General features: G+C 61.2%; 17 protein-coding genes and 1 other RNA gene. 4 read left to right on the forward strand and 14 right to left on the reverse strand.

Annotated features, from left to right (window positions below):
- The first annotated feature begins 93 nt into the window (after positions 1-93).
- Together fnr and ACP7EW_RS05860 are read left to right on the forward strand one after the other, a co-directional pair.
- The gene (fnr, locus tag ACP7EW_RS05855) at positions 94-828 is read left to right on the forward strand and encodes a fumarate/nitrate reduction transcriptional regulator Fnr (protein WP_016979302.1); all 735 of its coding nucleotides are present in this window, start codon (positions 94-96) and stop codon (positions 826-828) included.
- An 80-nt stretch (positions 829-908) separates the two neighbouring features.
- Positions 909-1,457 (forward strand): adenine phosphoribosyltransferase, encoded by a 549-nt coding sequence (locus ACP7EW_RS05860; RefSeq protein ID WP_016979301.1) that lies wholly within the window; start codon positions 909-911, stop codon positions 1,455-1,457.
- Here ACP7EW_RS05860 and ACP7EW_RS05865 read toward each other — a convergent pair whose 3' ends face one another.
- The 5 genes from ACP7EW_RS05865 to dnaX all read right to left on the reverse strand — a co-directional run bounded on the left by ACP7EW_RS05865 (position 1,458) and on the right by dnaX (position 6,891).
- On the reverse strand, positions 1,458-2,606 hold the full coding sequence (locus ACP7EW_RS05865) for an acyl-CoA dehydrogenase family protein (protein WP_426215891.1): 1,149 nt from the start codon (positions 2,604-2,606) through the stop codon (positions 1,458-1,460).
- 64 nt (positions 2,607-2,670) lie between these two features.
- Positions 2,671-3,273, reverse strand: coding sequence for a recombination mediator RecR (gene recR / locus ACP7EW_RS05870; RefSeq protein WP_028617479.1), 603 nt, complete (start codon positions 3,271-3,273; stop codon positions 2,671-2,673).
- A 58-nt stretch (positions 3,274-3,331) separates the two neighbouring features.
- Positions 3,332-4,357: an NADP-dependent oxidoreductase gene (locus ACP7EW_RS05875; RefSeq protein ID WP_426215893.1), complete on the reverse strand. Its 1,026-nt coding sequence runs from the start codon at positions 4,355-4,357 to the stop codon at positions 3,332-3,334.
- Between the two features lie 134 nt (positions 4,358-4,491).
- A complete protein-coding gene (locus ACP7EW_RS05880) occupies positions 4,492-4,830 on the reverse strand; it encodes a YbaB/EbfC family nucleoid-associated protein (protein ID WP_003175481.1) in 339 nt (112 codons plus the stop codon).
- A gap of 42 nt (positions 4,831-4,872) precedes the next feature.
- Complete coding sequence (gene dnaX, locus ACP7EW_RS05885) at positions 4,873-6,891, reverse strand: DNA polymerase III subunit gamma/tau (RefSeq protein ID WP_426215895.1); 2,019 nt, start codon at positions 6,889-6,891, stop codon at positions 4,873-4,875.
- Positions 6,892-7,024: 133 nt separating this feature from the next.
- Between dnaX and ACP7EW_RS05890 the strand changes: the two genes are divergently transcribed.
- The gene (locus ACP7EW_RS05890; protein ID WP_426215897.1) at positions 7,025-7,783 is read left to right on the forward strand and encodes a substrate-binding periplasmic protein; all 759 of its coding nucleotides are present in this window, start codon (positions 7,025-7,027) and stop codon (positions 7,781-7,783) included.
- Here the strand turns inward: ACP7EW_RS05890 and ACP7EW_RS05895 are convergent.
- Positions 7,734-8,633, reverse strand: a complete 900-nt coding sequence (locus ACP7EW_RS05895; RefSeq protein ID WP_426215899.1) for a DMT family transporter — start codon at positions 8,631-8,633, stop codon at positions 7,734-7,736. The genes ACP7EW_RS05890 and ACP7EW_RS05895 overlap by 50 nt on opposite strands.
- 102 nt (positions 8,634-8,735) lie before the next feature.
- On the opposite strand from ACP7EW_RS05895, the gene ACP7EW_RS05900 reads away from it, so the two are divergent.
- Positions 8,736-9,599, forward strand: a complete 864-nt coding sequence (locus ACP7EW_RS05900) for a LysR family transcriptional regulator (RefSeq protein ID WP_178951814.1) — start codon at positions 8,736-8,738, stop codon at positions 9,597-9,599.
- Here ACP7EW_RS05900 and ACP7EW_RS05905 read toward each other — a convergent pair whose 3' ends face one another.
- The 8 genes from ACP7EW_RS05905 to zipA all read right to left on the reverse strand — a co-directional run bounded on the left by ACP7EW_RS05905 (position 9,600) and on the right by zipA (position 18,731).
- Entirely contained in the window at positions 9,600-10,190 is a 591-nt protein-coding gene (locus ACP7EW_RS05905) for a hypothetical protein (protein ID WP_033900551.1), read from the reverse strand.
- A gap of 1 nt (position 10,191) precedes the next feature.
- Complete coding sequence (locus tag ACP7EW_RS05910) at positions 10,192-11,238, reverse strand: N-acetylmuramidase family protein (protein WP_426215901.1); 1,047 nt, start codon at positions 11,236-11,238, stop codon at positions 10,192-10,194.
- Between the two features lie 156 nt (positions 11,239-11,394).
- On the reverse strand, positions 11,395-13,356 hold the full coding sequence (locus ACP7EW_RS05915) for a hypothetical protein (RefSeq protein WP_426215903.1): 1,962 nt from the start codon (positions 13,354-13,356) through the stop codon (positions 11,395-11,397).
- A 20-nt stretch (positions 13,357-13,376) separates the two neighbouring features.
- On the reverse strand, positions 13,377-13,808 hold the full coding sequence (locus ACP7EW_RS05920) for a hypothetical protein (protein ID WP_426215905.1): 432 nt from the start codon (positions 13,806-13,808) through the stop codon (positions 13,377-13,379).
- Between the two features lie 126 nt (positions 13,809-13,934).
- Positions 13,935-14,031: signal recognition particle sRNA small type (gene ffs, locus ACP7EW_RS05925), an RNA gene on the reverse strand.
- Positions 14,032-14,147: 116 nt separating this feature from the next.
- A complete protein-coding gene (locus ACP7EW_RS05930; protein ID WP_426215907.1) occupies positions 14,148-15,311 on the reverse strand; it encodes a zinc-binding metallopeptidase family protein in 1,164 nt (387 codons plus the stop codon).
- 110 nt (positions 15,312-15,421) lie between these two features.
- Positions 15,422-17,779 (reverse strand): NAD-dependent DNA ligase LigA, encoded by a 2,358-nt coding sequence (ligA, locus tag ACP7EW_RS05935; protein WP_426215909.1) that lies wholly within the window; start codon positions 17,777-17,779, stop codon positions 15,422-15,424.
- 88 nt (positions 17,780-17,867) lie between these two features.
- Complete coding sequence (gene zipA / locus ACP7EW_RS05940; protein WP_426215911.1) at positions 17,868-18,731, reverse strand: cell division protein ZipA; 864 nt, start codon at positions 18,729-18,731, stop codon at positions 17,868-17,870.
- Between the last annotated feature and the right edge of the window lie 222 nt (positions 18,732-18,953).

Below are 18,953 nucleotides of genomic sequence, written 5' to 3' on the forward strand. Positions count from 1 at the left end.
TACCGCTGCCGGTTTTTTGTACAGGCTGGCCTCACGGCCCCCCAGTGCGTTACCCTTACGTCTTATGTGTGTTTTCCCACAAGGATTTAAGAAATGTCCGAGCCAGTTAAACTGCGCGCTCACAGCCAGGCTCATTGCAAGGATTGCAGCCTGGCCCCCCTCTGCTTGCCACTTTCGTTGAATTTGGAAGACATGGATGCGCTGGACGACATCGTTAAACGTGGCCGCCCGCTGAAAAAAGGCGAGTTTCTGTTCCGCCAGGGCGACAAGTTCGATTCCGTTTATGCAGTACGTTCGGGTGCGTTGAAGACATTCAGCCTGAGCGACAGCGGCGAAGAGCAGATCACCGGTTTCCACTTGCCCAGCGAACTGGTGGGCTTGTCGGGCATGGACACCGAGATTCACCCGGTGTCGGCGCAGGCGCTGGAAACGACATCCGTTTGCGAAATCCCCTTCGAACGCCTGGACGAACTGGCCCTGCAATTGCCGCAACTGCGCCGCCAGTTGATGCGCGTGATGAGCCGCGAGATCCGTGACGACCAGCAAATGATGCTGCTGTTGTCGAAGAAAACCGCCGACGAGCGCATAGCGACCTTCCTGGTCAACCTGTCGGCGCGGTTCCGGGCCCGTGGTTTCTCGGCCAACCAGTTCCGCCTGAGCATGTCGCGCAATGAAATCGGCAACTACCTGGGCCTTGCGGTAGAAACCGTGTCCCGCGTGTTCACCCGCTTCCAGCAGAACGAGCTGATCGCCGCCGAAGGTAAAGAAGTGCATATCCTCGACCCGATCCAGCTGTGTGCGCTGGCCGGTGGCTCGCTGGAAGGTTGATGCAGACACTTGCGGCCGCGCCAACCGGCGAGGCCGCAGGTATACTTCGAGTCCGTTTCCAGCCCCAGGACTCTTCGACGATGACCTTTGATTCGTTCGACATCAAATCCCTGATCCGCCCCGTCATCGACTTCCCCAAGCCTGGGGTGATCTTCCGTGACATCACGCCTTTGTTCCAATCGCCCCGCGCTCTGCGCCTGGTGGCAGACAGCTTTGCCCATCGGTATGTCGAGGCCGAATTCACCCATATCGGCGCGATGGATGCGCGGGGTTTCCTGATCGGTTCGATCATCGCGTACCAACTGAACAAGCCGCTGATCCTGTTCCGCAAGCAAGGCAAGCTGCCAGCTGACGTGCTGGCCGAGGGTTACCAGACCGAATACGGCGAGGCCTTCCTGGAAGTGCATGCCGACAGCCTGTGCGAGGGCGATTCTGTGCTGATGTTCGATGATTTGATCGCAACCGGCGGCACCCTGATCGCAGCGGCGAACCTGGTGCGGCGCATGGGCGCGACGATCTTCGAAGCGGCGGCGATTATTGATCTGCCGGAGCTGGGCGGTTCGCAGCGCCTGGAAGACATGGGCATCCCGACTTTTTGCCTGACGCAGTTTGCACTGACCGAACAGTGATCAAAGCCCCATCTGCTTGCTGATGATTTCATTCATCACTTCACGGGTGCCACCACCGATGGACAGGATGCGGTTGTCGCGATACAGCCGCTCCACCAGGGCGCCGCGCATGTAACCCTGGCCCCCGAGGATCTGCACGGCGTCATAAGTGACGCGGTCGGCGGTGTCGGTGGCGAGGTTCTTGGCCATGGAAATCTCTTTGATCACGCTGATGCCCGCGGCCATCTTGGCCGCCTGGCGGTAAGTGAATTCCCGTGAAACTTCCACGGCGGTGGCCATCTCCGCCAGGCGATGCTTGATCACCTGGAATTTGCCGATGGGTTTGCCGAAGGCTTCGCGCTGCGCAGCCCATTCGAGGCTTTCCTCCAGCGCCATCTGCGCCGTCATGTTGGCCATCAATGCCAGGGCCAGGCGCTCGCTTTGGAAGTTGCCCATGATGCAGGCAAAGCCCATGTTTTCAGCGCCGATCAGGTTGCCGACAGGCACCCGGCAATCGTCGAAGAACAATTCAGCGGTGTCCGACGCCCACCAGCCCATTTTCTTCAGCGGCTGGCCGACGCTGAAACCGGGGGTGTCTTTTTCGATCAACAGCAGGCTGATGCCGGCAAAGCCCGGCCCGCCCGTGCGCACGGCCACGGTGTAGAAGTCGGCGCGGCTGCCGCTGGTGATGAAGGTCTTGCTGCCGCTGACGCGGTAATGCTCGCCGTCGCGAATGGCGCGGGTTTGCAGGCTGGCCACATCCGAACCGCCACCCGGCTCGGTGACCGCCAGGGCGATGATCTTCTCGCCCGACAGTACTTGCGGGGCGACACGCTCGCGAATCTCTGGACGCGCCCATTTGACGATAGGCGGCAGGCCGATATCCAACGACCCCAACCCCGCCACGACGCCACCGGAGCCGCAACGCATCAGCTCTTCGCTGGCCGCCACCTTGGCGAACAGATCGCCTTCATGGCTGCCGCCCAACGTTTCCGGGTAGCCGATGCCAAGAATCCCCGCCGCACCCGCCTTGAGGTACAGCTCTCGGGGGAAGCTCTCTGCCTCCTCCCACTGTTCGATGCCCGGCAGCATCTCGCGCTCGACGAAGCGACGCACGCTGTCGCGGACCAATTGGTGGCTGGGGTCGAAGTAGTCCTGATAGGCAGACATCGGCAAGCTCCACGGTGAGGTGGAGCGAACTTACCAAGCGCTTGCTTGGTTATCAAGCCATCCGTCAGAGGGCGATGGGTTTGCGGCCTGCGAAGGAATGCGCCAGCGTGCCGCCATCCACCAACTCCAACTCGCCGCCCAACGGCACGCCGTGGGCGATACGCGAGGTGATCAGGCCTTTGTTGGTCAGCAATTGCGCGATGTAGTGCGCGGTCGCCTCACCTTCCACCGTCGGGTTGGTGGCCAGGATCACTTCGGTAAAAGTGCCCTGCTCTTCGATGCGCGCCACCAACTGCGGAATGCCGATGGCTTCCGGGCCCAGGCCGTCCAGCGGCGACAGGTGGCCCTTGAGCACGAAGTAGCGACCGCGATAGCCGGTCTGCTCCACCGCGTACACATCCATCGGCCCTTCGACAACACACAGCAGCGTATCGTCGCGGCGCGGGTCGGCGCATTGCGGGCAGAGTTCTTCTTCAGTGAGGGTGCGGCACTGGCGGCAGTGGCCGACACCGGTCATGGCCTGGCTCAAGGCCTGGGCCAACCGGGCGCCGCCGCTACGATCACGCTCCAGCAGTTGCAGCGCCATACGCTGGGCGGTTTTCTGGCCGACACCCGGCAAAATGCGCAGGGCGTCGATCAGTTGGCGAATCAGGGGGCTGAAGCTCATGGGCGAAGGGTCCGACAAAACAACGAGACGCGGTTTATACCCGCGCCCCGGATAAGCGTCAAATGCGCACGACCAACTTGCCGAAGTTGCGCCCTTCCAACAGACCGATAAAGGCTTCGGGCGCCTGCTCCAGGCCCTCGACCACGTCCTCACGGAACTTGATCTTGCCGTCGCGTACCCACGGCGCCATCGCGCTCTGGAATTCGGGCTGGCGATCACCGTAGTCATCGAACACGATAAAGCCCTGGATCCTCACGCGCTTGGTCAGCAGCGTGCGCTGCAGGGCCGGCAGCCGGTCGGGACCGCTGGGTGCTTCGTGAGCGTTGTAACCAGCGATGAGCCCACACAGTGGAATCCGGGCCTTGGGATTGAGCAAGGGCACCACGGCGTCGAACACCTTGCCGCCGACGTTCTCGAAATAGATGTCCACACCCTTGAAGCAGGCCTGGGCCAATTCATCGGCGAAATGTTCACTTTTGTGATCGATGCAGGCATCGAAGCCCAACTCATCCACCACGTAGCGGCACTTGTCTGCGCCTCCGGCGATGCCGACCACGCGCAAGCCCTTGAGCTTGGCCACCTGCCCCACCACCGAGCCTACCGCGCCAGACGCCGCGGCGACGACCAGGGTTTCCCCGGTTTTGGGCTGGCCGATGTCCATCAGGCCCATGTAGGCGGTCATGCCCGGCATGCCCAGCACTCCGAGGGCCATGGACGGGCTGGCCAGGCCCTTGGGCACCGGCATCAGGTTACGGCCATCGGAAATGCTGTGGCTCTGCCAACCGGTCGAGCCGACCACCAGGTCGCCCACTTCAAATTTCGGATTACGCGACTGCTCGATACGGCTGACAGCCCCGCCGGTCATCACTTCATCGATTTCTACCGGCGCGGCGTAGGACGGTGCGTCGCTCATGCGCCCGCGCATGTAAGGGTCCAAGGACAGGTACAACGTCTTCAGCAGGACCTGGCCGTCGGCCAACTCCGGCAGATTCACGCGTTCCAGGCGGAAGTTTTCCGGTGTCGGTGCGCCCTGGGGGCGTGAGACCAGGACAATGCGCTGGTTCAGGGTCGGTTCTTGAGGCATGAAGGGGCTCCTTTATCGAATCCATCGGTATAGGGTGCAGACCATGCGTGCCGTGCCAGGGTTCGATCAGATTTGGCACAAACAAAAATGCCAGGCACGAGGCCTGGCATTGGAGTCTAGCTAACGCTACCGGATCAGAACGGCAGCTTCATGCCCGGTGGCAATTGCATGCCAGCGGTCACGCCGCCCATTTTTTCCTGGCTGTTGGCTTCGATCTTGCGCACGGCGTCGTTGACGGCCGCAGCGAACAAGGCTTCGAGCATTTCCAGGTCATCTTCACCGACGCCAGGCAATACGCTTGGGTCGATGCTCACGCGCTTGATGTCGTGACGACCGGTCATCACCACGCTGACCATATCGCCACCGGCTTTACCGGTGACTTCGGCGTTGGCCAGTTCTTCCTGCATCTTGGCCATCTTTTCCTGCATCTGCTGCGCCTGCTTCATCAGGCCGGCCATGCCACCTTTCATCATGGGAATCACCTCAAAGTACGTGGATCAAGTTAGTAGCCCGGTTTATGACGCCTGGGGCACCGGGGCTTCGACAGGTTCAATAGTATCGTGACGGACGACCGCACCGAACTGTTGCATCATTTGCTGGATGAGCGGATCACCATGAATCGAGTCCTCGGCCTCACGCTGGCGGTTGATACGCCGGCGCGTCGCGGCCTGGGCCGGGGTTTCCTGCTCCGGCTTGATCAGCTCGATGGCAATGGTCAGCGTGCGCTCATGGTACTGGTTCAGTGCGTCATTCAGGCGGCGTTGCTGGGTCGCGTTGAACAGGGCGCTGTGGGCCGGGTCCAGGTGCAACAGCCAGTGATCGCCGTCGATGGAAATCAGCGTGCAGTTGGCGGCGATGCTACCGGTCATGCCGGAAATCGGCAGCTTCGGAAACAATTCCAGCCATTGCAGGGCCAGGCCGGTGGCCGGCGCGGCAGCGGGTTCCGCCTCGGGCTCGGGGGCCGGTTCGGCGGTGTGTTCGCTGGCCAAGTCGTCCAGGTAGCTGTAGGCCGAATCCATGTCCGGCTCGATGTAGTCTTCGTCCAGCGGCGGTTCGTCGTCGAGGTCGATGCCCGGCGTGGCGGCTTCCACTTGGGCCACGGTCGGCTCGGGAACCGGCGCGGACACCCACTCCGGCGCGTCCGGCACCACGCTGTCCGGGGTCGGCGTAGGCATCGGCGTCAGCTCGGGCTGCTCGCCGGTGGTTTCCAGCATGGGCTCCACGGCGGGCGCTTGCTCGGCTTCGGCTTCGGCTTCGGCTTCAGCTTCAACGGGGTCATTCCAGGGCAGGTCGACGACCGGCTCAGGCTCGATAACCGGTTCCGGCTCGACCACCGGCGCAGCCACCACTGGCGCGACCACCGCCGCGCCAGCCACTGGTTTGGCGGAATCAACTGTGGCCTGGCTGATCCCCACTGGCTTTAGCGGCTGTCTCGGCGCATCCGCCGAATCGGCGGGCCGGAACGCCAGCATCCGCAGCAGCACCATTTCAAAGCCACCACGCGGGTCGGGCGCCAGGGGCAGGTCACGGCGGCCGATCAGGCCCATTTGGTAATAGAACTGCACATCTTCGGCCGGCAATGCCTGGGCCAGGGCCAACACACGGTCGCGGTCGCCATGGCCGTTGTCGACACCCTCAGGCAGGGCCTGGGCGATGGCGACGCGGTGCAGCACATTGAGGATCTCCGAGAGCACGCCGTTCCAGTCCGGACCTTGCTCCGACAGGTGGCGCACAGCTTCGAGCAACGCCTTGGCGTCGCCTTCGATCAACGCGTGCAGCACATCGAAAACCTGACCGTGGTCGAGGGTGCCAAGCATGGCGCGCACGTCGGCAGCCATGACCTTGCCATCACCAAAGGCAATGGCCTGGTCGGTGAGGCTCATGGCGTCACGCATCGAACCATCGGCGGCGCGGCCAAGCAGCCACAGCGCGTCGTCTTCGAACGGTACGTTCTCGACGCCCAGCACATGAGTCAAATGCTCGACCACCCGCTCGGGGGTCATGTTTTTCAGGGAGAACTGCAGGCACCGCGACAGAATCGTTGCAGGAAGTTTCTGCGGGTCAGTGGTGGCCAGGATGAATTTGACGTAGGGCGGCGGCTCTTCCAGGGTTTTCAACAGGGCGTTGAAGGAATGGCTGGAGAGCATGTGCACTTCGTCGATCAGGTAGACCTTGAAGCGGCCGCGGCTCGGCGCGTACTGCACGTTGTCGAGCAGCTCGCGGGTGTCTTCGACCTTGGTACGGCTCGCGGCGTCGATCTCGATCAGGTCGACAAAGCGCCCTTCGTCGATTTCCTTGCACACCGAGCAGGTGCCGCATGGCGTGGAAGTGATACCGGTTTCACAGTTCAGGCATTTGGCGATGATGCGCGCAATGGTGGTCTTGCCCACCCCTCGCGTACCGGTGAACAGGTACGCGTGGTGCAGCCGCTGGCTGTCCAAGGCATTGATCAGAGCCTTGAGCACATGGGTCTGGCCGACCATTTCGCGGAACGAGCGCGGACGCCATTTACGTGCAAGAACCTGATAACTCATGGAAAACCGTCGCAACTGGGAAACAGAAGCCGGTAATGCTAGCGGAGCAAGGGGGAAATTGCATCCGGCACGCTTGCCTAATCTGACTAAGCTCTTGTGACTGGCCCCAAAAAGGCCTGAACCCGGAGAGCTTATGCGCGCAGTCCTGGGCGTTTTATGGATGATTGCCACGGCCAGCCTTGCAGCGCCCGCACCGCTGCGCTTCTCGGTTTCCGACAGTTGGGCGATGCCCATGGTGCAGCTGGAGGACGGCCGGCCCACCCAGGGCATTTTGTATGACGTGATGTTAAGCCTGGCCACCCAGGTCGGCCGCCCGGCGCAATTTCACGTATTGGCACGGGCGCGCATCTCCAGCGCCATGGAACACGGTGATATCGATGTGCGCTGCTATGTCACCCAGGCCTGGGTCGACGACCAATCCGGTGACTACACCTGGAGCATTCCGCTGATGGTGCAGCGCAACCTGTTGGTCAGCACGCACATTCCGCCGCAGCCGTTACACATCGACCAACTCGCGCCGCAAGCCATCGGCACCGTGCTCAATTACCGCTACGCCACCCTCGACCCGCTGTTTGCCGGCGGCCAGCTCAGCCGCGACGATGCGCGCAGCGAAGAACAGGTGCTGCACAAACTGGTGGCCGGGCGTTTCAAGTTCGCAGTGATCAATGAATGGATACTCGATCGCTTCAACCAGCGGATGCCGGTGGGCAAACGCCTGCACAAGGTGGCTGTGATCGATGAACAGAGCCTTGGCTGCACCGTGCGCAATGACCCGAACGTGCCGGTGCAGTTGATCCTGCGCACCTTGTTACGGATGAAGATGTCGGGCGAGATCGACCAGATCATCCAGCTGTACACCGGACAGACCGAGCCCAACGCCCCTCAAGACTGATTGCGGCCACGCTGGCCAACACGATCACACCGCCCAGCACCACTTGCAGGGCGATGTGCTCGCCCAGCAGTGTCGCCGCCATCGTCATGGCCACGGGCGGGATCAGGTACATCGCCACCGAGGCACGGCTGACCTCGACATGTTTCAACACATAACCCCAGGCCAGGTACGCCAGGGCACTGGGAAATATCCCGAGCACCAGCACCGCGAGGTTTTCCGGCAACGGCGCCTGCATTACGGAAGCGGGCAGACCTGGCAGGTTCACACAGAGCATCAGCGTGCCGGCCCACACCATGTAGCACGCCATGGTCAGCGGGCTGTAGCGATGGGCGTAGTGTTTCTGGATGGCGAAGTACAGGCTCCACGACACCGCCGCCAGCAGGATCAACAGGCCACGCGGGTCGATATCGCCCAGGCCGTGATCGCCCCAGATCACCACCAGCACACCCAGCAGGCCGAGCAACACACAGCTCCAGCGCCAGAGGCTGACCCGTTCCTTCAAGCAGAAAAATGCGATCAGCACGCTGAACAGCGGCGCCGATTGCGCCAACACGCTGGACGCCGCCGCCGTGACGAATTGCTGTCCGTAATTCAGGCTGGTGTGATGCAGGAACACCCCGAAAAAACTCAACACCAGCAGCCACGGCAGATCCCGCAGACGTGGCCGACCAATGCCCATCACCAGCGCCACACCGGCCATGAACACCGAGGCGATCAAGAACCGCAGCAGCGCCAGCTGGCCAGGGCTGTAGCTGTGCAGCCCCATGTGCACGCCAATCGGCGAATAGGCCCAACAGAGGATGACGCTGGCGATGACTAGCGTAAGCTTCAGGGGTGACGGGGTGTTCATCGACGGCATCCGAAAACAGAGAAGGAATGCCGTCAGTCTTGGCCCGCACAAGGCGTAGGACAATTAAGCGTTTCTGACTTCTGAAATCACTGGAACTGAGCAATGGAACTGGCCCAACTGAAAATGGTGCGAGCCGTGGCGCAAACCGGCAGCGTGGCCCAGGCCGCCGTGCAACTGCATTGCGTGCCGTCCAACATCACCACGCGCATCAAGCAACTGGAAAGCGAGTTGGGCACGCCGCTGTTCATCCGCGCGGGGCGTGGGTTGGCGATCAGTGCGGCGGGGGAGATTTTCCTCGAATACTGCGAACGCATCCTCGCCCTGGTGGACGAATCCAAACGCGCCGTGGACGCCAACGCCATTCCCCGCGGCACCCTGCGCATCGGCGCGGTGGAGTCCAGCGCCAGTGGCCGCCTGCCGCCGCTGTTGGCGGAGTATCACCGGCGCTACCCGGATGTCAGCCTGGAATTGGTGACCGGCGCCTGGGGCGAGTTGCTCGATGACCTGCAACACCATCGCCTGGATGTGGCGCTGGTGGCCGCCGGCAACAAACGCGCAAAGCTCGACCACAGCGTGGTCTACAGCGAGCGCCTGGTGCTGATTGCCAGCGCCTCCAGCGAACCGATCCGCAGCGCCGAAGACCTGGCTGGCCGCACCTTGCTGGTGTGGCCACCGGGCTGCCCCTATCGGGCGGCGCTGGAGAACTGGGTCAAGCCCCACGCCTTCAAGCCGACCATTGCCAGCTATGCCAGTTGGGGCACGATCATTGGTTGCGTGAGTGCCGGGATTGGCGTGGCGCTGGCGCCGGAAGGCATCCTGGCCCGCTATGAGCAGGCCAATCAGCTGGCATCGTACCGGTTCGATGAACTGCAGGCGGTGGACAACCTGCTGTTCTGGCACAAGGACACCCAGCGGCATCTGGCGCGGGATGCGTTTGCTGGGTTGTTGCGTGAAACCTTCGGCTGATCAGCTTTTAGGGGCCGCCAAACGCGCGTACTGGTCCTGGCTGATCCAGCCAGTAAACGAGCGGTCATCGGCATTGATGAACTCGACCTGGGCCCAGCCATCCTTGAAGGCCAGCACCCCGACCACGTCATTCTTGACGATGTATGGGCGCTTGGCGGCCTTGGCACTCGGGCTCTTCAACAGGTAGGCCTTGTCGGCGGACACCTTCACCAGGCCGATCCATTTCGTGCTGGCGGTCTGGGTCAAGTCCAGACCGGTAGCAATCTCCGGCATTAGCACATTAAGGCAGCCGGGGTGCTGACGGCCTTCCGCCACGGTCAGGGTCACGCCGTCGGATGAAGGCGCCACGCTGCCGGGATAAGCCTCATCGAGCCAAGTGGTCAGCGCGGCGGGCTTGCCTTGCAGGTAGAACGCGCAGCTGCGGGTCACGCCCTCGCCCATCGCTTCCGAGTAATAACCTTCCACCTGGTGCTCAGGCGTCACCGCCAGCATCAGCCCTTCGTACTTGCCAGAATGCAACGCAGGCGAACCAGCAAATGCGGGGACAACGGCGCACAACGACAACACACCTACTGCTAGAAAACGCATCATCTTATTTTTTCCCTTCAAGTTTCTCGTAGGCTTTTTGCATAAGGACGTCATAGTTGCCGTAGTCCTCGCCGTTATAGTTACGCGCCATGCCGGTGAAATCTTTGCTTTTCATGGCTTTCATCAACGCCGGGCTCTTGCTGCAAAAACCGAGGAACGCCTTTAGTTGGTTGCCGGCATTCACTTTTAATGCCGCCGAGAATTCAAACACCGTCTTGTAACCGCAGGACGCGTAGTTGAAGCCCATGATCTGAAACATGCCCCAGGACGCCGACATCAACGCGGCTTCCTGATCCAGCGCAAAGGCGGTGGCCATGGTTTCCCAGGCCTTGACCTGGTCCTTGTTATTGGCCTGCCACTGCGGCCCGGCCTTTTTCTTGTAGGGGTAGGACAGCAGCGGATGCGCCTGGTCGTAGATGTGCTTGGTGTACTTGCGAAACAGGTGCCCTTCAAACGCGATCACCGGCAGCTTGGCCGGGCCGAACCCCGAACGCCCGCCGGACTCCACGGTGGCGAAGGCCTTGATGATATTCACCGAAATACCGCCGCCCAACTGCGTGGCGGCGTTCTGGAAATCGCTCTCGCTGAGGGTCATGCCCCCGTCGCACGTGGCCTGGAGCATCAACTGGCGGTTGCGCTTCTCGGCCTCGATCATCGCGCGCATGCGGTCCAGGTACACATTGACCGTGGCCTGTACCGCATCGCCCTGGCTGTTGCCGAACACATTCAGGAAAGTCGGGATGCGCATGCTCGGAAACGCCTTCACCGGCACCTTCACCGCCTCTTCGATCAGGCTGTTGAAGGTTTTACCGGTCGGGTCGATCACTCCATCGGGGTGCGCATATTTGAGATGACGGAACTGGTACTGGCTGATGCACTGCACCAACTGGCCATCGCACTTACCGTTTTCGGCCAGTGGAAAACCCAGTTTTGGAATGATCAGATTGAATAAATACTGGATGCACTGCACATCGGCTGGCAAGTTGCGGGCTTTACCGGGCGCACCTACCGAAGCACTGATAAGACGGGGCAACCCTTGCAGGCTTTTCATCAAAGACATCCTTGTTAGTTAAAGAAGTGATGGCACTTCAATATCAACTCCGCACCTTGTCATACTCTGAAACAAGTGGCTGGCGGAAACTAACAAGGTGGTTTTAGGTTGTCCAGAGCGACCGCTGAAAGTTGTGAAACAGCCGAATTAAATAAATCAGTAACCGTGTAATTCACGGGTTTTCTGGTAGGTGTGGAAATCAATCCACTCAACCACGTCGTAAGGCAGGTACAGCTGCACCCGAGCCCTTGAAATGGCGATGTACACCGCACACAGTCGCTGGTCGAACGCATAGGCGTCCTTGAACTTCACGTTGGTCAACAACTCTGGCGTCAGTAACACGCGGTCGAACTCCATGCCGCCCGCCTCCTCCGCCAACATCAGCAGGCAGCGTTTGCCGGGGATGCCGCTGAGGCGATTCAAACGCGTGATATCAGCGACGTTGAAGCCTTTTTCCAGCTCGCTCTCGACCCACAGGAACGACTCGTCGTACTGGCTGGCATCGCGCACCTGTTGCCAGTCATCCATGTCACTGAAGTACGCATGGGGACCATTGTCGTTGTGCTCGTTGCTGTAGAACTCCGGCTTGAACAGCGCGATGACGCTGATCATGAAGCGCTGCAGATCCTGTTGCGCGGCACTGTCGAAGAAGCCAAACGGGCAGTTGGCCTGTTGCAACTGGATGGCCCATTTCATGGTGTCCCAAGGGGACGCGGTCAACACCACGCAGCCTTCGGGCGGCACGAAACCCTGGGGGTAATGCTCAATGCCGACGTCGGCATCCCGCGCGCCTTCGAAGGGTGTCTTGCCCTTCTGCGAGTGCACGCTGATCAGCGGGTTGACCAGGCGCTCGACGTTGCGGCCCGAACGCACCGAGTAATTGATATCGGTGTGCCGAACTTCGCGCTTGCGCCTGACCATTACACCGCTGGCCAATTGGTACTCATCGCCAAGGGTAATCAGCACTTGCCGGCCGCGTTCGATGATCTGCAACAACGAAGGCGGAATGTCTTGGCTTTCATCGATCAGCACATGGGTGTAGCGCGGCGGCACTACGCATCCATCGAGGCTTGCGCGTTTTATCAGCAACAGCGCTGCGAAGGCCGTCTGACCGGCCCATTGCGGGTTGGCTTGAACGTACGTCCACAACCGGCTGGAATACTCCAGCAACGCTTGGGCATCCACGCTGGACAGAGGCTGTTTGAAATGCGGCAAATGCCGGGCCGACAGACTGTGGTGGTTGGAGTGGCAATAACTGTCGAGCACCTTCAGGCAGATATCCAGCGTTGCCGCGCCATCGTGTCCGCGCCAGCCATGGATATTCAGGGTCTGCGACACTTCGTGTTTGCCGGGCAACCGGGCCGGCGTGGCCTGCGCGGCGGGGCGCTGCCCTTGCAAGAGTGCCTTGGCGAAGGCGGCAAAGGTCGAACCGGTCTTACTGTCCTTGGCCAGCCCCATGCGTTCACGCAAAGTCGCGAGTTTTGCCCCCGTGCGGGCCAATATCAGGGTCTGGGCCGGCCGCAGGCACTCCATCAACGCGCCGAGCAGGTGGCTCTTGCCGATGCCCGCGTAGCCTTGGACATGCAGGTCTTCGTTCAGGTTGGCGCGAAAGGTCCGCACCAGCTTGTCCTGGGCCGGGCTGAGCCAGCGCTCGCGGTGCCGGGGCGTGACCATCTGCTGGCTGAACGGATCGTTGTTGCGCAAATGGCGGACCTTGTAGCCGATATCCCATTTACCCGTAGGCAGCAGGTAATCCCGCGCCGCGACTTCTTCAGCCGAGAGCAGGCGCAGATTGACGGTTTTAAGGGCATTGAAGCCGAAGTACAGCTTGCGCGGATCGAACAGCCGCTGGGCTTCGGACAACAACGTGGCGGCGCCCTCTGCCTGGGTATCCACCGACCAATCGAGCAACTTGGCCAGGATGCGCTCGGCACCCGCGCACGTCAGGTCCTTTTGCGCCGCCTGGGCCAGGTTCTGGATCACCAGCACGGCGGCCAGCTCCGGGTCCGTCAGGCCGACCAGGGCCTTGGCAGCATCCGCGCCGAGCAGGGCCGTGCAGGTTTCCTCCGTGACAGGCAGGAAGACCGGGCTGGATAAATCAAAGTGTTCCGGTTGCATAACGCCTCGCCACCAGGGAATCAGGCATTGCCCTGACCACCCAGTTCAAACCGATACTCCCCGAGGGAGCCTGACATACCGCCGCAATGAGGACCCGCGTCAGCCGTAGTGGCCATCGCAGTGACCTGCTGCTGGAGTTCGAAGACCGCCATATCCAGTAGCCGCCGCAGATCCTCTGCGCTCTGTGCGGCCACATTCAATTGCAGCGTGTAAGCACCTGTAAGGGGCGGCACTGCTGGATCGGCAGGCGGTGCGGGCTCGTTGGCCACCTCCCCCGTCCGGATCATTTCCGCCTGGCTGAGGATTTCCGCGTGTTCGTCGTCCATAAGGTCCAGCACCCGTGACAATTCCAGGGTCTGTTCAGGATGGGATTGAATGCGGTCCTTGATTTCCAGGCGCCGCATCTGCCACTCCCGCAGCTTTTCGCGCGTGAGGTCGTCGACTTTTTCCACGTGTGTTGTCTCCGGATGCCAGGCACTGGAGTATGCCGCCATGGACTGCTCGATGGCAGATGGCTTGAATGCATTTTTTGAATTGAATTTAAGGAGGTGTTGCAAGGAAGAGCGTTATGGAGGCAACCCCACCAGCCACACCCCGGCACACAATGTTCCCGCTGTGGCTGCTGCCTTCCGGCTCTGACCAGGTTCACGGGTAATCGTTGCGGGGGGACCGATGGGGTCACCATAACGACGCCTGCCTCTCGGCAAGCGGGGCCATTGTACCGATCTCATCGGAAGTTACAACCGTTGGGGGCGGATTAAAAATATGAAGGGGCTCAAGCACTTGTGCCCCTACAGAATCACCGCCTCATCGGCCCTGCCGCCCTCCTCCTGAATCACCAGATGAATGAAGTGCAATTTGGCAATCACCGCCGGTGGCAGCACAAAGGGATAGAAATCCGGCTGGCCCATGCTGCGCGACAGTTCATTGAGCATGCCGGCCAACTCGATCCAGGCGTTGACGAACGACAGGAATGCCACGCCGCCAGGGTGTTCGGGATCGTAGAGGGTGGTGAGCGGGAATGGCTGATAATCCAAGTCCATCTCGCGGGCGCTCATGCCAAAGCCGAGGGCGGTGTCGACGGCGTCCATCATGTGCAGGTAATGCGCCCAGGTTTCGGCCCAGTCTTCCCAGGGATGCATAGTGGCGTAGGCGCTGACGCAGGTTTGCTGCCAGTCCGGGCGTGGGCCGTTCTGGTAGTGCTGGTCGAGGGCCTCGGCGTAACTGGCGCGTTCGTCGCCGAACAGCTGGCGAAACGGTTCAAGCCAGTGGGTATCGGCGATCAGCCGGTCCCAATAGTAATGGCCGACTTCATGGCGAAAGTGCCCGAGCAGAGTGCGGTAGGGTTCGCGCATTTGTACGCGGACTTTTTCGCGGTGGGCGTCGTCGGCTTCCTTGATGTCAAGGGTGATCAGGCCGTTGGCATGGCCGGTCATTGGCGCGTTGCCTTCCAGATCGATGCCGACAAAGTCGAAGGCCAGGCCGGTGTCTTCATCGACGCTTTTGGGTACCACCTGCAAGCCCAGGCTGATCAGTTGCGCCACCAGACGGCGCTTGGCGGTTTCGACTTTGCGCCAGCGCTCGTGGTTTTCCGGGATCGACAAGTCAGGAATGGTGCGGTTCAGGCTGCACGCCACGCACAGCGGCGCGGTGCTGTGGGCCGGGATCAGCCAGTTGCACGCGGCCGGGGTGTCGAGGTTGGCGCAGCGGCGGAAGGCACCGGCGTCGAGGTTGCCGTCCTGTAGCCATGTGCCTTCGACCGGGCCGGGTTGCAGGGAGGCGAGTCGACTTTGTTGGGGTTGATAGCCCAGCAGCGCCTGGCAGGCCAGGCACTGGCTGTTGCGAAAGAACAACGATTGGCCGCAGCGGCACTGCCACACCTTGCTGTCGCGGGAGGTGCCGGTTACGAAGGGTGCAGCGATGCGCGAACTGAGTTGCTCAAAGTAGCGGAACATGGCGATCTCTCCCTGGGTGACTGAGACTAGATCATTTGCTCTTCAGGATCGTTCCACATTGTTGTATGAGCGGGCTTGCTGTGGCGAGCCCGCTCGCCACAGCGTCGAAATCAGACCGTAATGTTGTGCTTGGCGAGGAAGGCGACGAAAGCCTCTTCGTCCAATACCTTCAGGCCCAGTTCGCTGGCCTTGGCCAGTTTGGAACCGGCGCCCGGCCCAGCCACCACGCAGTGGGTTTTCGCTGAGACGGAACCCGCCACCTTGGCGCCGAGGCTTTCGAGCTTTTCCTTGGCCACGTCGCGGCTCATCAACTCCAGAGAGCCAGTGAGTACCCAGGTGTGGCCGGCTTCGGGCAAGCCTTCGACGACTTTCTTCTCGCTGTCCCAATGCATGCCGAAGTCCTTGAGCTGTTGCTCGATGGCCAGGGCGCGGCGGGCATTCTCGGCGTTGTCGAAGAACTCGCGCACGGCCTTGGCCTGCTTCTCGGGCAGGGCCTGGCGCATGTCGAGCCAGTCGGCCTTGATCACACCTTCGAGGGTGACGAACTTGTCCGCCAGCTTCTGCGCAGCACCGGGGCCGACGCTCGGTACGTGCAGTTTGTCGAGCAACCCGCCCAGGGTGGTGCTGGCGGCGAATTCGGCACTCAGGTCGCCCTGATCCTGCAATTGCAGGCCGCATTCTTGCGGCGACAGCAGCGCGCCGATCACGTCCTGGTTATGGCTGTCTTCAAAGAAACTATGAATCTCATGCGCCACTTCCAGGCCCACGTCCGGCAAGTACGTGAGCACTTCGGGCAAGGCCTTTTGCACGCGCTCCAGGGAGGCCAGGGAGCGCGCCAGCACCTTGGCGGTCTCCTCGCCTACATCGGGAATGCCGAGGGCGTAGATAAAACGCGCGAGGGTCGGAGACTTGCTGTTTTCGATGGCGGTGATCAGCTTCTTGCTGGAAATGTCGGCAAAGCCTTCCAGGTCGATGATCTGCTCGTACTTGAGCTTGTAGAGGTCGGCCGGCGAGCCGATGAGCTTTTCATCCACCAGTTGCTCGATGGTCTTGTCGCCCAGGCCGTCGATGTCCATGGCGCGGCGCGAGACGAAGTGGATGATCGCCTGCTTGAGCTGCGCGCCACAGGCCAGGCGCCCAACGCACCGGTACACCGCGCCTTCGCTGACGGTTTCCTTGCCCTTGCTGCGCTTGACCAACTGAGTACGCTCCACGTGGGAACCACACACCGGGCAGCTCTCGGGGATCGGCACCGCACGGGCGTTTTCCGGGCGACGCTCAAGCACCACTGAGACTACCTGTGGGATCACATCCCCGGCGCGGCGGATGATCACGGTATCGCCGATCATCACACCCAGGCGCGCCACTTCATCCATGTTGTGCAAGGTCGCATTGGACACGGTGACACCCGCGACCTTGACCGGTTTGAGCCGTGCCACTGGCGTGACGGCGCCCGTGCGGCCGACCTGGAATTCCACGTCGAGCAATTCGGTCAGTTCTTCCAGGGCCGGGAATTTATGCGCAATGGCCCAGCGCGGTTCGCGAGCACGGAAGCCAAGCTCACGTTGGGAGGCGATGCTGTTGACCTTGAACACCACGCCGTCGATCTCATACGGCAGGCTGTTACGGCGCTCGCCGATATCGCGGTAGTAATCCAGGCAATCCTGGATGCCTTTGGCCAGCTTCAGCTCATGGCTGATGGGCATGCCCCATTTCTGCAACTGTTGCAGGTTGCCGATGTGGGTTTCGCTGATATCAGTGGTCACGCCGTAGCAGCAGAATTCCAGGGGTCGACTGGCAGTAATCTTCGAATCCAACTGACGCAAGCTGCCGGCCGCGGCGTTGCGCGGGTTGGCGAAAGTCTTGCCGCCGACTTCCAGTTGCGAGGCATTGAGCCGCTCGAAACCGGCCTTGGACATGAACACTTCACCCCGCACTTCCAGGGTCGCCGGCCAGCCGCTGCCGTGCAGTTTCAACGGGATATTGCGCACGGTGCGCACGTTGACGCTGATGTCTTCGCCGGTGGTACCGTCGCCACGGGTGGCGCCGCGCACCAGCTCACCGTCCTGATACAGCAGGCTGACCGCCAGGCCATCCAGCTTAGGTTCGCAGCTGTATTCCACCACCGCGCCACCGCCAAACAGATCGCCGGCCGGCAGGTCGAGGCCTTCGGTGACCCGACGATCAAACTCGAGCATGGTGGTTTCATCAAACGCGTTGCCGAGGCTGAGCATGGGGATCTCATGCTTGACCTGGGTGAACGCCGACAACGCCGCACTACCGACCCGCTGCGTCGGGGAGTCGCGCGTGACCAGGTCCGGGTGCTCGGCTTCCAGGGCCTTGAGCTCATGGAACAGCCGGTCATACTCGGCATCCGGAATGCTCGGCTCGTCGAGGACGTGGTAGCGGTAGTTGTGCTGATCCAGTTCAGCGCGCAGTTCGAGGATGCGGGTGTGGGCGGCGGTCATGGGTGTTCTCTCAGAAAGCAAAAGAGCAGCCGAAGCTGCTCAATATGTTAGTGCGCTTATTCTATCCGACAACGCCGAGGAGCAATCCTCAGCGTTTTTGTGTCAGGGCGCGACGCTCGAACTCGACGATGCGCTGACGGTAATGCTCGATGGTCTGGGCGGTCAGGACGCTGCGTTGGTCGTCCTTGAGTTCGCCGTTCAGTTCCTGGGACAGCTTGCGGGCTGCAGCGACCATCACGTCGAACGCCTGTTTCGGGTGACGCGGGCCTGGCAGGCCGAGGAAGAAGCTCACCGCCGGGGTGCTGAACAGGTCGATATCGTCCAGATCGAAGGTGCCCGGCTTGACCGCGTTGGCCATGGAGAACAGCACTTCGCCGTTACCGGCCATGCTTTCGTGACGGTGGAAGATATCCATTTCACCGAAACGCAGGCCGCTTTCCAGAATATTTTGCAACAAAGCCGGGCCCTTGAAGCCGGCGGCGTCGCGGCAGATCACGCTGATCACCAGCACTTCTTCGGCGGCAGGCTGGTCGTTCACGGATTGGCGCGGCGCGTTCTTGCCAGCGTTTTCATCCGGGAAATCATCGTCGCGGCTGCTGAAGGTCGGGCCGTCATCAACGTCCAGGTCCAGGTCGGCCTGGCGCGGCTCGGCCACCACCGGCGCGGCGCGCTTGCCACGCTTGGAAGACGGCTCGCGGGCTTCACGCACCGGCGCGCTCATCGACGGCAAGTCGTGCTCGTCCAGTTGCGGTTCTTTATGGGTATCCAGCACACGGGGCGGCCCCAGCAGCTCGGCGCTGCCGTCGTCGTCAGGCAAGTTGGACAGGTTGCGGTCCAGACGGAATTTGAGCTTGCCCTTGCCACCGCGCATGCGGCGCCAGCCATCAAAAAGAATACCGGCAATGACAATTATGCCGATGACGATCAGCCACTCGCGCAGACCGATTTCCATGTAATCCCGTGCCTCTAATAAAAAATGCTGAAAAATAAGGGGTTTAGCAACGTGCAAACCGCTTTAAAACGTGGCGCCAACTCTATGTTCTGACTGACGTTTTGCCCACGCATACGAAAATTTGACATTAAACTAGCACGACCAAAGATAACTTTACACCGTCTGTCAAAATGCCTTGAACAAATATGTCCATTTGCCACTTTCGCCAGACCGGTAAAGCGT

Origin of the sequence: Pseudomonas sp. DWRC2-2 (genome assembly GCF_049897885.1) — a bacterium.
Taxonomy (GTDB): Bacteria; Pseudomonadota; Gammaproteobacteria; order Pseudomonadales; family Pseudomonadaceae; genus Aquipseudomonas; species Aquipseudomonas azotoformans_A.

What these genes read in the sequence shown, in the direction of transcription:
- ACP7EW_RS05880 (WP_003175481.1), bottom strand. Translation starts at nt 4,830, where the DNA reads ATGATGAAAGGTGGCATGGCCGGCCTGATGAAGCAGGCGCAGCAGATG.
- zipA (WP_426215911.1), bottom strand. Translation starts at nt 18,731, where the DNA reads ATGGAAATCGGTCTGCGCGAGTGGCTGATCGTCATCGGCATAATTGTC.
- ACP7EW_RS05895 (WP_426215899.1), bottom strand. Translation starts at nt 8,633, where the DNA reads ATGAACACCCCGTCACCCCTGAAGCTTACGCTAGTCATCGCCAGCGTC.
- recR (WP_028617479.1), bottom strand. Translation starts at nt 3,273, where the DNA reads ATGAGCTTCAGCCCCCTGATTCGCCAACTGATCGACGCCCTGCGCATT.
- ACP7EW_RS05865 (WP_426215891.1), bottom strand. Translation starts at nt 2,606, where the DNA reads ATGTCTGCCTATCAGGACTACTTCGACCCCAGCCACCAATTGGTCCGC.
- fnr (WP_016979302.1), top strand. Translation starts at nt 94, where the DNA reads ATGTCCGAGCCAGTTAAACTGCGCGCTCACAGCCAGGCTCATTGCAAG.
- ACP7EW_RS05915 (WP_426215903.1), bottom strand. Translation starts at nt 13,356, where the DNA reads ATGCAACCGGAACACTTTGATTTATCCAGCCCGGTCTTCCTGCCTGTC.
- ligA (WP_426215909.1), bottom strand. Translation starts at nt 17,779, where the DNA reads ATGACCGCCGCCCACACCCGCATCCTCGAACTGCGCGCTGAACTGGAT.
- ACP7EW_RS05875 (WP_426215893.1), bottom strand. Translation starts at nt 4,357, where the DNA reads ATGCCTCAAGAACCGACCCTGAACCAGCGCATTGTCCTGGTCTCACGC.
- ACP7EW_RS05860 (WP_016979301.1), top strand. Translation starts at nt 909, where the DNA reads ATGACCTTTGATTCGTTCGACATCAAATCCCTGATCCGCCCCGTCATC.
- ACP7EW_RS05905 (WP_033900551.1), bottom strand. Translation starts at nt 10,190, where the DNA reads ATGATGCGTTTTCTAGCAGTAGGTGTGTTGTCGTTGTGCGCCGTTGTC.
- dnaX (WP_426215895.1), bottom strand. Translation starts at nt 6,891, where the DNA reads ATGAGTTATCAGGTTCTTGCACGTAAATGGCGTCCGCGCTCGTTCCGC.
- ACP7EW_RS05900 (WP_178951814.1), top strand. Translation starts at nt 8,736, where the DNA reads ATGGAACTGGCCCAACTGAAAATGGTGCGAGCCGTGGCGCAAACCGGC.
- ACP7EW_RS05910 (WP_426215901.1), bottom strand. Translation starts at nt 11,238, where the DNA reads ATGAAAAGCCTGCAAGGGTTGCCCCGTCTTATCAGTGCTTCGGTAGGT.
- ACP7EW_RS05930 (WP_426215907.1), bottom strand. Translation starts at nt 15,311, where the DNA reads ATGTTCCGCTACTTTGAGCAACTCAGTTCGCGCATCGCTGCACCCTTC.
- ACP7EW_RS05890 (WP_426215897.1), top strand. Translation starts at nt 7,025, where the DNA reads ATGCGCGCAGTCCTGGGCGTTTTATGGATGATTGCCACGGCCAGCCTT.